At 73.2% G+C, this 15,790-nt stretch carries 11 protein-coding genes; 6 read left to right on the top strand and 5 right to left on the bottom strand.

Translation table 11 applies throughout. The features are described from left to right. Positions 1 to 4: 4 nt before the first annotated feature. Positions 5 to 940, top strand: coding sequence for a serine/threonine dehydratase (locus ACNF49_RS43465; protein WP_482941370.1), 936 nt, complete (start codon positions 5 to 7; stop codon positions 938 to 940). 28 nt (positions 941 to 968) lie between these two features. On the opposite strand, the gene panB is transcribed toward ACNF49_RS43465, so the two are convergent. Next, positions 969 to 1,796 (bottom strand): 3-methyl-2-oxobutanoate hydroxymethyltransferase, encoded by an 828-nt coding sequence (gene panB, locus ACNF49_RS43460; protein ID WP_482941369.1) that lies wholly within the window; start codon positions 1,794 to 1,796, stop codon positions 969 to 971. Between the two features lie 133 nt (positions 1,797 to 1,929). Between panB and ACNF49_RS43455 the strand changes: the two genes are divergently transcribed. The 5 genes from ACNF49_RS43455 to ACNF49_RS43435 all read left to right on the top strand — a co-directional run bounded on the left by ACNF49_RS43455 (position 1,930) and on the right by ACNF49_RS43435 (position 9,364). Next, positions 1,930 to 3,156 (top strand): MFS transporter, encoded by a 1,227-nt coding sequence (locus ACNF49_RS43455; RefSeq protein ID WP_357967539.1) that lies wholly within the window; start codon positions 1,930 to 1,932, stop codon positions 3,154 to 3,156. 228 nt (positions 3,157 to 3,384) lie between these two features. Beyond that, positions 3,385 to 4,926, top strand: coding sequence for an MFS transporter (locus tag ACNF49_RS43450; RefSeq protein ID WP_357967541.1), 1,542 nt, complete (start codon positions 3,385 to 3,387; stop codon positions 4,924 to 4,926). Positions 4,927 to 4,933: 7 nt separating this feature from the next. After that, on the top strand, positions 4,934 to 5,551 hold the full coding sequence (locus tag ACNF49_RS43445; RefSeq protein WP_357967544.1) for a TetR/AcrR family transcriptional regulator: 618 nt from the start codon (positions 4,934 to 4,936) through the stop codon (positions 5,549 to 5,551). Between the two features lie 106 nt (positions 5,552 to 5,657). Continuing rightward, a complete protein-coding gene (locus tag ACNF49_RS43440) occupies positions 5,658 to 8,147 on the top strand; it encodes a hypothetical protein (protein WP_482941368.1) in 2,490 nt (829 codons plus the stop codon). Continuing rightward, a complete protein-coding gene (locus tag ACNF49_RS43435; RefSeq protein ID WP_357967551.1) occupies positions 8,144 to 9,364 on the top strand; it encodes a hypothetical protein in 1,221 nt (406 codons plus the stop codon). Before ACNF49_RS43440 ends, ACNF49_RS43435 begins: the two co-directional genes overlap by 4 nt. Here ACNF49_RS43435 and ACNF49_RS43430 read toward each other — a convergent pair. The 4 genes from ACNF49_RS43430 to ACNF49_RS43415 form a co-directional block, all read right to left on the bottom strand. Beyond that, the gene (locus tag ACNF49_RS43430) at positions 9,325 to 10,455 is read right to left on the bottom strand and encodes a YhaZ family DNA alkylation repair protein (protein ID WP_482941367.1); all 1,131 of its coding nucleotides are present in this window, start codon (positions 10,453 to 10,455) and stop codon (positions 9,325 to 9,327) included. The two genes, ACNF49_RS43435 and ACNF49_RS43430, sit on opposite strands and share 40 nt — an antisense overlap. 80 nt (positions 10,456 to 10,535) lie before the next feature. Further along, complete coding sequence (locus tag ACNF49_RS43425) at positions 10,536 to 12,308, bottom strand: NAD+ synthase (RefSeq protein WP_357967555.1); 1,773 nt, start codon at positions 12,306 to 12,308, stop codon at positions 10,536 to 10,538. Between the two features lie 32 nt (positions 12,309 to 12,340). Further along, entirely contained in the window at positions 12,341 to 13,819 is a 1,479-nt protein-coding gene (locus tag ACNF49_RS43420; protein WP_482941366.1) for a BTAD domain-containing putative transcriptional regulator, read from the bottom strand. A 49-nt stretch (positions 13,820 to 13,868) separates the two neighbouring features. After that, a complete protein-coding gene (locus tag ACNF49_RS43415) occupies positions 13,869 to 15,749 on the bottom strand; it encodes a sensor histidine kinase (protein ID WP_357967561.1) in 1,881 nt (626 codons plus the stop codon). Between the last annotated feature and the right edge of the window lie 41 nt (positions 15,750 to 15,790).

Here is a 15,790-nt window from a genome sequence, read left to right as displayed (position 1 = left end):
AGCCGTGACCACCGTCACTCACCAGGACGTCCTCGACGCGGCCGGCCGGATCGAAGGGCACGTGCTGCGCACGCCCGTCCTGGAGATCTCGCCGGGCCTGTTACTGAAGCTGGAGTTGCTGCAGCACTCGGGCTCCTTCAAGGTGCGGGGGGCGTTCAACCGCATCCTGTCGGCCGGCCCGTTGCCCGCCTCCGGGGTCATCGCGGCCAGCGGCGGCAACCACGGGCTGGCCGTCGCCTACGCCGCCAGGGCGCTCGGCGTGCAGGCCGAGATCTTCGTGCCGGAGGTGACGAGCCCGGTGAAGGTGGCGGGGCTCAAGGCACTCGGCGCGCACACCACCCAGACCGGGGCGATCTACTCCGAGGCGGCGGAAGCCGCCGCCAAGCGCGCCGCCGAGACGGGCGCGCTGGCCGTGCACGCCTACGACCAGGCCGAGGTGCTGGCCGGGCAGGGGACGGCCGGGCTGGAGATCATGGAGCAGACCGGGGGCGTGGACACGGTGGTGGTGGCCGTGGGCGGCGGCGGGCTCGCCGGCGGGATCACCCTGGGGGCCCGTGCCGGAGGCGAGGCGCCGCGGATCGTGGCGGCGGAGCCGTACGCCATCCCCACGCTGCACGAGGCGCTGCGCGCGGGCCGTCCGGTGCCGGTGCCGGTGGGCGGCGTGGCGGCCGACGCGCTCGGCGCCACGCAGCTCGGCCGGCTGGCGTTCGAGGTGTTGTCGGGGGCGGGGGTGGACAGCGTCCTGGTGGACGACGACGCGATCGTCGCGGCCCGGCGGACGTTGTGGGAGCGGCACCGGCTGGTGGCCGAGCCCGCGGGCGCGGCGGCGTACGCGGCCCTGCTGTCGGGGGCCTACCGGCCCGTGGAGGGGGAGCGGGTGGCCGTCGTGGTCTGCGGCTCCAACACCGACCCCGCCACGCTCTCCGGCGCGGCGGGGTGAGCGCGCCCCGGCTGTGCGGGGCGCGCGGTCAGCTGTAGGTGTGCTCGGGGGCCGGGAAGGCCCCCGACGTCACCTCGTCGGCGAAGGCCCGCACCGCGCGGTCCATCTCCGAGGCGAGGTCGAAGTAGCGCTTGACGAACTTGGCCGGGCGCGGCGTCAGCCCCATCATGTCCTGCCACACCAGGACCTGCGCGTCCGTCGACGGCCCTGCCCCGATGCCGACCGTGGGGATCGACAGCGACGTGGTCACCCGGTGGGCCAGATCGGCCGGCACGCACTCCAGCACCACCGCGAACGCCCCGGCCCGCTCCAGGTCCTTGGCGTCGGCCATCAGCTCGTCGCCCGACTGGCCGCGCCCCTGCACCCGGTAGCCGCCGAGCGCGTTGACCGACTGCGGCGTGAGCCCGAGGTGGGCCATGACCGGCACGCCCGCCGAGACCAGCGCCTCGACCTGCGACAGCACCCGCCGGCCGCCCTCCAGCTTGACCGCGTGCGCCCCCGCCTCCTTCATGAACCTGGCCGCCGACTCCAGCGCCTGCTGCGGCGACCCCTGGTACGACCCGAACGGCAGGTCGGCCACCACGAGCGCCCGCGAGGACCCCCGCACCACGGCAGCGGTGAGCGGGACGAGGTGGTCGAGGGTGACCGGGAGAGTGGAGTCGAAGCCGTAGACGACCATGGCCGCGGAGTCGCCGACCAGCAGCACGGGCACGCCCGCCTGGTCGAACACCCTGGCCGTCATCGCGTCGTAGGCGGTGACCATGGGCCACCGCTCCCCGCGCTCCTTGGCCGCCGCGAGGTCGCGGACGGTGACCCGGCGCCCGGACGCGCCGCCGTACAGCGTGGTGGAAGACATGGATACCTCCAGAAACGTCTCGAGGCGTCCCAGTGACGTCCCCGGACTCCTTCGATGATGTCATGACGGGAAAACCGGTGGCGAAACTGTCGGTGCCTCTTGACACAATCGACGCGGAGGTAAACGACACACCATGGCTCTCGACCAATACCGCAGGCTCTTCCGGCTTCCCGGCGTCCGCACTCTGCTCCTGGTGGGGATGCTCGCGCGCGTCCCGGCCACCGCCATGGGAATGGCGCTCACCCTCCACGTGGTCTTCGGGCTGCGCCTCGGCTACGTCGAGGCCGGCGTGGTGACGATGGCCAGCACGGTCGGCATGGCCGTCGGCTCGCCGCTGTCGGGCCGGTTCGTCGACCGCCACGGGGTGCGTCCCGTGCTCGTCGTCACCACCCTGGCCCAGGCGGTGTTCTGGTCGTGCGCGTGGGCGCTGCCGCTGCCCGTCCTCGCCGTCGCGGCGGCCCTTGCGGGCCTGCTCAACCTGCCGGTGTTCAGCGTGACCAGGCAGTCGCTGGCCGCGCTGGTGCCGCCGGAGCAGCGGCGCACCGGGTTCACGCTCGACTCGATGCTGGTCGAGCTGTCGTACATGACCGGTCCCGCGCTCGCCGCGGCCGGCATCACCACGCTGGGCAGCACCACGACGCTGGTCCTCATCGGCGTCGGCATCACGGCCGCGGGCCTCGGCCTGATCGTGTTCAACCCGCCCACCCGGTCGGCCGTCGAGCTGGAGGAGCCGGTGGTGAAGGTGCCGCGGCGGCAGTGGCTCACGCCGGGCTTCGTCGCGCTGCTCGGCACGACGGCGGCGGCCACGTTCATCCTCACCGCGACCGAGCTCGGGCTGGTGGCCACCATCAACACCGCGGGCGAGACGGGGTGGGTGGGCGTCGCCGTGGCCATCTGGTGCCTCTACTCGCTGGTCGGGGGCTTCGTCTACGGCGGGTTGTCGCGCGGCTTCTCGCCCCTGGTGCTCATCGCGGGCATGGGCCTGCTGACCATCCCCGTGGGCCTGGCCGGCGGCGACTGGCGGTGGCTGATCCTGGCGATGCTGCCCGCCGGTCTGCTGTGCGCCCCGGCCCTGTCCTCCACCGTCGACGTGCTCAGCCGCTGGGTGCCCGCCGCGGCCAGGGGCGAGGCGATGGGCCTGCACGGCACGGCCCTGCTCATCGGCGGGGCCGCGTCCTCGCCCATCGCCGGGGCGATCATCGACGGCAGCGGGCCGACGTGGGCGTTCGTGGTGGCAGGGCTGGTCGGGGTGGTCATGGTGGCGGTCGCGCTGCCGCTGTGGCGGCGGCGTCCACCGGTCGCCGGCCCGCCGGTCGAGGTCAAGGAGCACGTGCTGCCTCCGGCGGCGGCCAAGAGCTGATCCGGGGGCGGTTCCAGCCTGCCGGCCGTTCGGGCCGGGGGCCTGTCAGCGGTGTCCGCAGGGCTTTGTGACGGCCTGTGCGGGGGTGAACGGGGTTTCCCGTTTGTTGCCCCGTGCGCACTCCGTCCGTCAGGCGAAAGTTACGAAACGGGACCGTTGCGTATCGGAATGTCGTGCGATACGGTTGCGTTGCGAAACTGGGCCGTATCGAAATTAAGGGACGTTCTCATGGATCAGAACACGGGGCATCCACGCAGGTGGGGCATCCTGGGAGTGCTGGTGTTCAGCCTCCTCGCGGTCGTGCTGGACAACACGATCCTCAACGTGGCGATGAAGACCATCGCCGACCCCCATGCCGGATTGGGCGCCACGCAGGGCCAGCTGGAGTGGGCGATCAACTCCTACACGCTGGTGTTCGCCGGGCTGCTGTTCACCTTCGGCGTGATCGGCGACCGCACCGGCCGCAAGCGCATGTTGTTCATCGGCATGGCGCTGTTCGGCCTGGCCTCGCTGGCCAGCGCCTACTCCCAGGATCCGATGCAGCTGATCCTCGCCAGGGCGGCGATGGGCATCGGCGGCGCGGCGATCATGCCGGCCACGCTGGCGATCATCTCCAACGTGTTCCCGCCCGGCGAGCGTGGCAAGGCGATCGGCATCTGGGCCGGCGGCGTGGGGCTCGCGGTGGCGATCGGCCCGATCACCGGCGGCCTGCTCATCGAGCACTTCTGGTGGGGCTCGGTCTTCCTGATCAACGTGCCGATCGTGGTGATCAGCATGTTCCTCATCGGCGCGTTCGTGCCCGAGTCGCGTGACCCGAAGCCGTCCAGGCTCGACCCGGTGGGCGTGCTGCTGTCGATCATCGGTCTGGTCGCGCTGGTCTACGGCATCATCCGCGGCGGCGACATGGGCACCCTGGCGAGCGCCGAGGTGATCGTCCCGACGGTGTTCGGCCTGCTCGTGCTGGGCGTGTTCGTGTGGTGGGAGCGTCGCATCGACAACCCGGTGTTCGACGTGCGCAACTTCAGCAACGTACGGTTCAGCTCGGCCATCGGCATGATGGGCCTCGTCTTCTTCGCGATGATGGGCGGGATGTTCTTCCTGACCTTCTACCTGCAGATCGTGCTGGGCTTCAGCCCGATCCAGGCGGGAGCCCTGATGATCCCGTTCGCCGCCGCGCAGCTCATCTTCGCGCCGCTCAGCCAGCGGGTGAACCAGCTCTTCGGCGCCAAGCTGTCGGCCACGGTCAGCATGCTCGTGGTGACCGCGGCGCTGGGCAGCTACGCGCTGATGGACGTGGACACGCCCGTGGTGCTGATCGAGATCATCTTCTTCGTCCAGGGCGCGGCGATGGCGAACATCATGCCGCCCGCGACCACCGCCATCATGGAGGCGCTGCCCAGGGAGAAGGCCGGTGTGGGCTCGGCCATGAGCAACACCGTCCGCCAGGTCGCCGGCGCGCTCGGCGTGGCCGTGCTCGGCTCGGTCCTGTCCAGCAGCTACCGCGGCGAGATCGCCTCGGCGCTCCCGGCCGGCGCCCCGCACGCCGCCGGTGAGTCGATCATGGCGACGATGGAGTTCGCCGGGACGCTCGGCGAGCGCGGCCAGGCGCTGATCAAGCCCGCCTTCACCGCCTTCGTCGACGGCATGCACGTCACGGCGATGGTGTCGGCCGTGATCGGCCTGGTGGGCGTCGCGGTGGTGGCCAAGTGGATGCCGGGCAAGGCGCGCCCGGTCCAGCAGGCGGAACAGAAGGAACCAGCGGTAGTGTGAGGCCGCGATGACGATCCAGGATTCAGGGACTGCCCGCCCGGCGGGCCGTCCGCGCAGCGAGAAGGCCGAGAAGGCGATCATCGAGGCGACCCTCGACCTGATCGGCGAGGGCATGGGGGTGTCGGAGCTGTCGATCGAGGCCATCGCGTCGCGGGCGGGTGTCGGCAAGACCACGATCTACCGGCGCTGGTCCAACAAGGAGGACCTGGTCGTCGACGCCCTCTCCACGCTGAAGGCGCCGCTCCCGCCGCTGTCCGGCACCTCCGTGCGCGACGACCTGATCTCCCTGCTCGACGCGATGCGCCGGGAGGCGGGCCAGGCCCGCACCCGGTGCGTGATGAACATCGCGATGGGCGAGGCCGATCGTTATCCGCGGCTGATGGAGCGCTTCGTGAAGCGGGCCGTCGAGCCGCGCAGGGAGGCGCTGCGCTCGGTGGTCGAGCGCGGCGTCGCCACCGGCGAGCTCCGCGCCGACCTCGACGTCGACCTGGCGATGGCCCTGTTCTCCGGCACGATGATGTGGCATTCCAAGTGGGGGCCGGCCGGCGACCTCCCGGCCGACCTGGCCGAACGGGTGGTCGACATGGTCCTGCTCGGGCTGGCCGGAGACCGCGCCGAGCCCTGAGCCCGCCCTCACCCGCTGCGGAGGCGCCTCCGGGGGCCTCCGTGCGTCGTTCCGGGGTGGCCTGTTCAGAAGGTGAGCGCTGTTCTACTGTCGCGCCATGCCCCCCATGCGAAGAATCGCGATCCTCGGCGTGCTCACGCTCGGCCTGCTGTTACCCGCCGGCGCCGCGCGGGCCCACGAGGAACGTCCGGTGACGCTGCCGGACGGCACCGGTTCGGTCCCGGTGCTGCGGGCGGGCGAACCCGACCTGCTGGTCTGCAAGACCGACAAAGCCGACTTCGAGCGTCGAATCGCGAAATTTCCGGCGGAGCTGCGACAGCGCAATCTCGACCTTTTCGCGAAATGTCAGCAACAAGGGGTAAGAAACCTGCAAGAGGCGGTCGATCGGGTTCAGCGACCGGGGATGACGATCGCCCTCCTGCCCGGCCTCTACCACGAGGAGCCCAGCCAGGCCGCCCCCACCGGCGCCTGCGCGAACCTGCCCGCCCGCTGGTCGACCTGGGGCTACCAGATCCTCACCTTCGAGCAGCAACAGCAGTGCCCGCACAACCAGAACCTGGTCGCCATCCTCGGCAAGAAGGACCTGCAGATCGAGGGCACCGGCGCCGGCCCCCTGGACGTCGTCATCGACGCCGAGTACCGCAAGCTCAACGCCGTCCGCGCCGACCGCACCGACGGCGTCTACTTCAGGAACTTCACGGCCCAGCGCACCACCTTCAACTCCCTGTACGTGCTGGAGACCGACGGCTTCGTCATCGACCGCGTCCTCACCCGCTGGAACGACGAGTACGGCTTCCTCACCTTCGCCGGTGACCACGGCCTCTACACCGACTGCGAGGCGTACGGGAACGGCGACGGCGGCCTGTACCCCGGCAGCGCCTCCAACCTCAACGACGGCCGCGGCCACGACGTGCCGCGCTACGCCATCGAGATCCGCCGCTGCCGGAGCCATGACAACGCGCTCGGCTACTCGGGCACCGCGGGCGACTCGATGTGGGTGCACGACAACGAGTTCTACGACAACATGGTCGGCGCCACGATGGACAGCCTCTGGCCCGGCCACCCCGGCCTGCCGCAGAACCACGCCAGGTTCGAGAACAACCAGATCCACGACAACAACCGCGACTACTACCGCTACACCCGGGACGGCACCTGCGCCCGCCCGCCCGCCGAGCGCGGTTACGAGCGTGGTGTGGTCTGCTCCCAGGTCGGCGTGCCGCCGGGCACCGGGGTCCTGGTCGCGGGCGGCAACTACAACGTCTTCAGGAACAACCGCGTCTGGGGGCACCGGCGGGCGGCGTTCCAGCTGTTCGGCGTGCCGGCGTTCATCAGGGGCGAGAACGACCTGGCCAAGCAGGCCGACACCGCGAACCACAACCGCTACGAGGGCAACGTCTTCGGCGTCGGCCCGGCGGGGGAGCGGCGGCCCAACGGCCTGGACGTGTGGTGGGACGGCCAGGGCACCGGCAACTGCTGGCAGGGCGACGCGGGCCGGTCCACGCCCGCCGCGCTGCCCGTCTGCGCCGCCCGCGCGCCGGAGTTGTCCGGCGGGACGAGCCGCGTCCTGGCCGAGCCCGTCAAGCTCGCCAAGCTGTACCTGTGCGCCGACTTCAGCGCGGCCCAGGCGCGGCTGCCCGCCGGCTGCGACTGGTTCGGCGCGTCCGGGCTCGGCAAGGTCGAGGCCCAGCTCGCCCTGGGCGGGTCGGTGGTGCTCGCGCTGTTCGCGGTGCTGTTCTGGCGGCGCTCGGGCGCCGGCGCCCGGCTGCACAGGGGGAGGGCGGGGGGCCGGCCCCTCGGCCAACGGGGTGGCCCCCGCGGTGGCCGCGATCAGCACCCGCAGGCACGCGCTCATCGTGGCCGGGACCCTCGGCGGGCTCGCCGGCCTGACCCTGGACGTGGTGGGCGCGGCCGTGGACAGCACCCTGCTGGCCGCCGTCGCGCTGCTGCTCATGGCGGACTGGTGGTTGTGCCTGGGCGTGGCGCTGCGGCCGAGGCGGCCGGCGTTCGGCGGGCTCACGATCGTGCTCGGGGTGCTGGCCTGCGTGGACGCCTTCGACCGGGTGATCCATCCGGTGCCGTTCGTGCCGCTGGGGCCGGGGTGGGGGCGGGGGCTGCTCACCGGGGTGTGGGTGTTGTGCGCGGTGGTCGTGCTGGCGCCGCGGCGCGGCCGTACCGAGGACAGGGCGGTGGCCGGGACGGAGGTGCGCGCGTGAGCAGGGGGGCGGCGCTCCTGACGGTTCTCACGGTCGCGCTCACGGCGGGCTGCGGGCCGCTGTCGGCGACCCACCACGCGCCGGGCAACAGCCACCAGGTGGCCACGGGCGCGCCGGACGGGCGGGCCGACGCCGTGATCACGATCGCGGGCGGCCGGGTGAGCCCGCCGTCCGGCTGGCTGGAGGTCGCGAAGGGGCGGCAGGTGAGCATCACGGTCACCGGCGACGTCGCCGACGAGCTGCACGTGCACGGCTACGACATCGAGGCCGAGCTGCGCCCGGGCGTGCCGGTGACCGTGCGGTTCACGGCGGACCTGACGGGCGTGTTCGAGGTGGAGACCCACCGCGGGCACCTCGTGCTGACCCAGCTGGCGGTGAGATGAAGCACCTGCTCGCCCACGGGGTCGGCGGCCGGGGTGACCTGCCGATCCCGCTGTTCTACGCCTACGCGGGGGCGTTCGCGGCGCTCGTGGTGTCGTTCCTGGCGCTCGGCCTGCTCTGGGCGGACTCGCGCTTCCGCGGGGACCGGGCCGGGGTGGTGATCGCGCTGCGCCTGCCCGCGCGGCCCCCGCGGGTGCTCGCGCTGCTGGGCGCGGCGTACACGGTGGGCCGGCTCGCGGTCGGCCCGGAGGAGGGGAACGCCGGGCCGTACCTGGTCTACGTGCTGTTCTGGGTGGGGCTGGTGCCCGCCTCGCTGCTGTTCGGGCCGGTGTGGCGGGGGCTGAACCCGTTCCGGCTGCTGCCCGACCGGCCGCGCCGCCCGCTCCCGGTGCGGCTCGGCTACCGGCCCGCCGCGGCGGGCCTGCTCGCCTTCACCTGGATGGAGCTGGTCGCCCCCGAGCCCGCCGCCCCCGCCACCCTGCTGGTCTTCCTCGGCCTGTACGCCGCCGTCCAGCTCGCGGGCACCGCCGTGTACGGCCACGCCTGGCTGGAACGCGGCGACCCGTTCGAGGTGTACTCGACCCTGATCGGCCACCTGTCGCCGCTCGGCCGGCGCGCCGACGGCACCCGCGTGCTGCGCAACCCCTTCGACGGCCTGGACGCGGTGGCCCCCGCCCCCGGCCTGGTCGCCACCGTGTGCGTGTTGCTGGGCAGCACCGGCTACGACGGCTTCTCCTCGGCGCCCGCCTGGGTGGAGGCCCTCCAGTCGGGCCCGCTGGGCCGCACCGGCCTGGGCACGATCGGCCTGCTGGCCGCCGTCGCCGGGGTGGCGCTGCTCTACGCCGCCTGCCTCGGCGCCGCCGGGCTGATCGGCGGCGCCCGCGGGCTGGCCCCGCGCTTCGCCCACTCGCTGGTGCCGATCGCGATCGGCTACCTGGTCGCCCACTACTTCTCGCTGCTGGTGGTCGAGGGTCAGCGCACGTTCGTCCTGGCGCTGGGCCTGGACGCGCGGGTGGACCAGAACGCCGTCTCACCGGCGGCCGTCGCCGCCGTGCAGGTGCTGGCCATCGTGATCGGGCACGTCGGCGGGGTGGTGGCCGCCCACGACCGCTCGGTACGGCTGCTGCCGCCCGCGCGGGCGGTGGCCGGCCAGCTCCCGCTCTTCGTGCTGATGATCTGCTACACGATCGGCGGGCTGACGCTGCTGTTCGCCGCCTGACCGGCCTGACCTGCCGGGCCGGGGGCGCCGATCAGGGTGAAGGGCACGGTGGCCGCCACGCGGCCGTTGACGATGACGTCGAGCTCGCGCGGGCCGGGCGGCTCGTTGCGGGTGGTGACCGGGCGGAAGGAATGGCTCTTGCGCAGCGTGAACGTCGCCCCCTCGGCGGTGGCCGAGCGTTCGCCCAGGTGGAAGACGCGGCGCGAGCCCGCCCGGCGGACGGCGTACTTGACCACCAGCGGGCCGGGCGCGCCCGCGGTGACCGTGACGGTGAAGGTCAGGCTGCCGCCGACGGCGACCGTGCCGGACTCCAGGGTGAGCGCCCGCGCCGAGCCGCTGCCCGGCGTGGCGCCCAGCAGCGCGAGCGCCTCGGGATGCCCGGAACGCAGCAGCCCGCGCACCGCGTGCCGGACGACCCGCTCGACGTGCGAGCCGCCGCCCGCCCGCCAGCGGGCCAGCACGGCGAGCGCCGCGTCGGGGTGGTCCTTGGCCAGGTCGTTGGCGTGGTTGGCGACCGAGCGGCGGACGTATTCGCTCGGGTCGTCGTGCAGCAGGTCGAGCAGGGGCAGGGTGGGGCCGGGCGCCATCAGCCAGCCGACCCGCGGCGCCCACGGCAGGCGCGGCCGGGAGCCTTCGGAGGCCAGGCGGCGCAGGTGCTCGTCGGGGGACTCGGCCCAGCCGTACATGATCTTGAGGGCGTCGTCGCGGTGGCGGTCGAGGTAGGGGCGCACGGCGAACTCGCCCGTCGAGTACGGCGTGAGCGCCGCCAGCGTGGCCATCGCCGCCTCCAGGTGGCCGAGCCCGTGGACGGCGGTGTGGTCGGTGAGCGGCCAGCCGCTCCACAGGTCGAGCTCCCCGCGCGCGGCGCAGGCCCGCACCAGCTCGGCGGCCCGCGGGTAGGGCAGCGGGAGGGCGTCGTGGAGGGCGGCCGAGACGTGCCGGACGCGGCCCTTCAGCTCCAGCGGGCCGAGCCCGGCCAGGGCCTGCTCGGTGAACCGGGCGCGCGGGAACGACGGCCACACGGCGGCCATGCCGCCGGCCAGCACCGAGACGGACCGGGCGTTGATCAGGTCTTTGAGTGGTTGTGCCACGGGCCCACCCTGCCAGCCGCCACCGACAATCCGGCTCCATCCTGATGGCCGCCCCCTCGTGAAGAGGGCGACCGGCCGCGTCAGCCCGTCGTCTCGCGCCACCGGTTGGTGATGGGCAGACGGCGGTCGCGCCCGAAGTTCTTCGGCGTGATCTTGGGGCCCGGCGGGTACTGGCGGCGTTTGTACTCCGCCAGGTCCACCAGCCTGATCACCCGCGTGACCAGCGCCGGGTCGTGCCCGGCCGCGATGAGCTCCTGCGAGCCCATGTCCTTCTCCACGTAGTCGTCCAGCAGCCGGTCCAGCACCTCGTACGGCGGCAGCGAGTCGGTGTCGCGCTGGTCGGGACGGAGTTCGGCGCTGGGCTCCTTGGTGATCGAGTTCTCCGGGATCGGCTGCTCGACGGCCATGAGGAAGCCCTCGCAGGTGTGCGCGTTGCGCCACTTGGCCAGCTCCCACACCATCGTCTTCGGCACGTCCTTGATCGGGGCGAAGCCGCCGGCCGAGTCGCCGTAGAGGGTGGAGTAGCCGGTCGCCAGCTCGCTCTTGTTGCCGGTGGTGAGCACCAGGTGGCCGTGCTGGTTCGACAGGCCCATGAGGATCATGCCGCGCACCCTGGCCTGGAGGTTCTCCGCGGCCAGGCCGGACAGCTCGACCTCCTTCTCGAAGGCCGTGACGATCTCGGCGATCGGCGCGATCCTGGAGTTGATGCCCTGCCTGGCCACCAGGTCCTCGGCGTCGGCCAGCGAGTGGTCGGAGGAGTAGCGCGAGGGCATGAGCACGACGTTCACCCGGGACGGGCCGATCGCGTCGGAGGCGATGGCCGCCGTCAGGGCCGAGTCGATGCCGCCCGACAGGCCCAGGATGACCGACTGGAAGCCGTTCTTGGCCACGTAGTCGCGTACCGCGAGCACCAGGGCCGCGTACACCTCGGCGTGCAGGTCGAGCCGTTCGGCGACGCGGGCGGGCGCCGCCGGGTAGGGCGCCACGGGGTCCTGGGAGAGCACCCGGCGCTCCACGGTGATCGTGGTGCCGTCGAGGGCGTCGTAGGGGAACGTGCCGGGCTCGGCGTCGGCGACCGGCAGGTCGAGGTCCACGACCAGCAGCTCCTCGCGGAACTGGCCGGCCCGCGCGACCAGCTCGCCCGAGCCGTCCACGACGATCGAGTCGCCGTCGAAGACCAGCTCGTCCTGCCCGCCGACCTGGTTGACGTAGGCGAGCGCGCAGCCGGCCTCGCGCGCCCTGCGGGCGCACAGCTCCAGCCGTACGTCGTCCTTCTCCTTCTCGTACGGCGAGGCGTTCGGCACCACCAGCAGCCCGGCGCCCGCCTGGCCGACGACGGACACCGGCCCCCCCTCCTGCCAGAGGTCCTCGCAGACCGCGATCGCCACGTCCACGCCGTGCAGCCGGAAGATCGGCAGCCGGTCGCCGCGCACGAAGTAGCGGTACTCGTCGAACACGCCGTAGTTGGGCAGGTGGTGCTTGGCCGTGCGGGTGACGACCTCGCCCTTGTGCAGCAGCGCGGCCGCGTCCAGCGGCGCGCCCTTGGGCTGGCCCACGCGGGGCGCCAGGCCGGCGCGGTCGACGTAGCCGACGACCACGGGGAGGTCGCCCAGTCCCTCGCGGTCGAGCCTGCGCGCCACCTCCTCCAGGGTCCTGACGCTGGCGTCCACGAAGGACGTGCGCAGCACCAGGTCCTCGACGGGATAGCCGGTGAGGAACATCTCGGTGAAGACGACGAGGTGAGCGCCTCGCTCGGCGGCGTCACGGGTCCACGCGACCAGCCGCTCGCTGTTGGCGGCCAGGTCGCCGACGGTCGGGTTCGTCTGTGCCAGGGCTATGCGCAGTTGTGCCACGTCATTAGCCTAGTACTACCCGATTTTTATCGTCAAAGCGACGAAAAGTGTCCCATGTCGCCAGGGGTGACCAATCCGGACTCGTAGGCCGCCATCACCAGCTGCGCCCGGTCGAACAGCCCGAGGTGGTCCAGCAGCGACTTCACCAGCACCGACACCTCCTCCTCGGGCAGCGCGAGCGTCTGGCCGATCTGCCGGTTCGTCAGCCCGCGCGCGACGAGTTTGAGCACGTCGAGCCGGGCGTCGGAGAGCCCGGCCAGCGCCGGCGGCGAGGCCGGGTCGGTGCGGCCGGCGAACGCCGAGATCAGCCGGGTGGTGACCGCCGGGTCGATGAGCGCGTCCCCGACGGCGGCCGCCCTGATGGCGGCCAGGAACTGCTCGGGGGCCGAGGTCTTCAGCACGAAGCCGCTCACGCCCGCGCGCAGCGCCGCGTACAGGTTCTCGTCGCTGCCGAACGTCGTCATCATGACGACCTTGGGCGGGCGTTCCCCGGCCAGGATCCGGCGGGCGGCGGCCAGGCCGTCCAGGTGCGGCATCTGGATGTCGAGCAGCACGACGTCGGGCCGGTGCGCGCGCACGCCCGTGATGGCCTCCTCGCCGTTGGCGGCCTCGCCGGCCAGCGCGACGCCGTCCTCGCTGTCGAGCATGGCGCGCAGCCCCGCCCGTACGAGCGCCTGGTCGTCGGCCACCAGCACGCGCAGCACCCGCTCATCGGCGGCGGCCGGAGCCGGCGCGGCGGACGGCGCGGCGGACGGCAGTGGGGGCGGCTCCTCCAGCCGCTGGGCCAGCATGTCGGCCTCCAGCCGGCGCAGCCCGGCCGACAGGTCGAGCCCCAGCTCGTCCCGCCACACCGCGCGCGCCCGGCGCAGCGCGGCCAGCGCGTCACCCTGGCGGCCCATCCGGTACAGCGCGAGGGCCAGCAGCCGCCACGCCTCCTCGCGCAGCGGATGGGCCGAGGCGTGCGCCTCCAGGTCCGCCACCAGGGAGGTGGCCCGGCCGAGCGCGAGACCGGCGTCGGCGCGCCGCTCGACCGCGATCAGCCGCAGCTCCTCCAGCCTGCCCGCCTCGGTCGCCGCCCAGGTCAGCTCGGCGAACTCGGCCAGCGCCGGCCCGCGCCACAACCCGAGCGCGCTCTCCATGGCCGCCCACACCTGCGGCGGCGGCCCCTCGGTCTTCACCAGGCTCTCGAACCGCCACGAGTCCACCTGGTCGGGCGCGGCGCGCAGCGCGTAGCCGGGCGCGGCCGAGACCAGCACCTCGGCCTCCTCGCGCGGCGCGCGGCCGGGTTCGAGCGCGCGCCGCAACCGGGAGACGTAGCCCTGGATGGTGGACAGGGCCTGCGCGGGCGGATCGCCCGGCCACAACTCGTCGATGAGGGTGTGCACGGGCACGGCCCGGCCGCCCGCCACGAGCAGACGGGCGAGCACCGCCCGCTGCCGCTGGCCGCCGAGGTCGAGGGGGACGCCGTCGCTCCAGGCGTGGAACGGTCCCAGTGCGGTGAATGTCAGCATGTCAGGGGTAAGCGTAGAGGGAGAACACGTCCGGGGATATGGCGAATTGTCACAGGGGGAGTTCGGCGTGGACAACCGTGCCGCCTCCCGGTCCCGCTCGCACGGCGCAGGTGCCCCCGAGCTCGGCGGCCCGTTCGCGCATCGAGCCCAGCCCGACGCCGGGCCGCGCGTCCGGCGGCAGGCCTATCCCGTCGTCGCCGACCGTGACGCGCAGCCGGTCGTCGCGGCGCAGCGCCACCGTGATCCGCGAGGCGCAGGCGTGCTTGCGGGCGTTGGTGAGCGCCTCCTGGACGATGCGGTAGGCCGCGACCTCGACCGCGGCGGGCAGGCCGGTCAGCTCGCCCGACGTCTCGATCGGCGTCCCGGCCAGCTCCTCGATCGCGCCGGCCAGGCCCAGCTCGTCCAGGGCGGGCGGACGCAGGCCGTAGACGAGCTGCCGGATGTCGCCGGTCACGGCGTCCATGCCGGCGCGCAGCCCGGCCAGCAGCCGGTCGGCCTGCTCGGGGGCGCTGTGCATGGTGAGCCGGGCGGCGTTGATCGACATGGCCATGCCGGTGAGCGACTGGCCGAGCCCGTCGTGCAGGTCGCGGCGCAGCCGCCGCCGTTCCTCCTCCCGCGCGGTCAGGATGCGCTCGCGCGAGCGCTGCAACGCCGCCGTCAGCCGTACGGCGTGCGCCGCGTCGGCGATGTACGGCGTGATCGTGGCGATCACCCGCTCGTCGTGGGCCGCGGGGAACCTGCGACGGTCCGTCGGCCCGATCAGCAGCAGCCCGACCGGCTCCCCATGCCACACCAGCGGGACCGTCCTGGCCGCCGCGCCCACCACGCCGGACGTGGTCACCGCGCCGTCGGCCTCGACCGCCACGCCGGTCACCGACAGGCCCTCGCGCAGCACGTCGAGCGTGGCCAGCAGGCCGTGCACCGGGTCGGTGTGCTGGAGCCGGTGCCGCAGCCGCCGGGCCAGCGTGCCGGGGACGCCGGTGCTGCCGTACAGCAGGCGGTCCACGCCGCGTTGCAGGCCGCGGCGCATCGGCTGGAAGAACGCCCCGGCGAACAGGGCCGCCGGGATCCCGGCGATCCGGTCCACCTCGGACAGGAACAGGCTGAGCGCCGCGCTGACCGCCACGTACACGAGCGTGATCACGATGGCCAGGCCGGTGCCCACCAGCGCCCTGCTGATCAGCGTGTCGATGCCGAACAGCCGGTAGCGCAGCACCGCCACGGCGATGGCCGCCGGGATCAGCGGGATGGCCAGCGAGGCCACCCACCAGACGTCCGCGCCGAGCATCCAGGGCACCAGCAGGCCGGGCAGGGCCACCAGCAGCCACAGGAGCTGCCGCCGCTCGACCGCGTCGCCGCGCCGGAAGCGCACGACCAGCGAGGCGAAGGCCAGCACCATGCTCGCCGAGAGCGTGCCGTGCCCGGCCTCGCGCAGCTCCGGCCGGCCGGTCAGCAGCCCGGCCCAGTCCAGCGCCTGCCCGGCCACGGCCAGCGCGACCACCGGCCGCCAGCGCCGCGACAGCAGCCTGCCCACCGGGTACAGCAGCGGCAGCAGGACGCCGAGGGTCAGCTCGCAGACGTTCCAGGTCAGGTTGACGACCGGCCAGCGCGGCCCCGGCCGGCCGTCGAGCAACTGGTAGAGGTTGGCCGACAGGATGTTGGCCGCCGCGCTCGCCCCGCCCAGGCACAGCAGCCAGCCGATGACCAGCCGCGGCCTGCTGTGCACGAGGATCGCGCCGAAGACCGGGAAGGCCGTGCCCGCCATGTCCTCCGGCGCGAACGGCAGCGGCGTGTACGGCGACGGCGGCAACTGGGCGGTCACCCAGATGTCGGCCAGCTCCAGCACGACGGCGAACGTGGCGATCCCGATCGCGACACGGGGAGTGGCCAGCCTCGTCACCGCCCGGCGCGCCCAGACTGCGTGGCGCATCCCACCATTTCCTTCCGTGATCGGCAGGAAATTATCGGGAA

It is taken from the genome of Actinomadura sp. ATCC 39365, from assembly GCF_054392275.1.
The sequence above is the reverse complement of the archived record's forward strand: the minus strand, read 5'-3'. Positions and strand labels throughout refer to the sequence as shown.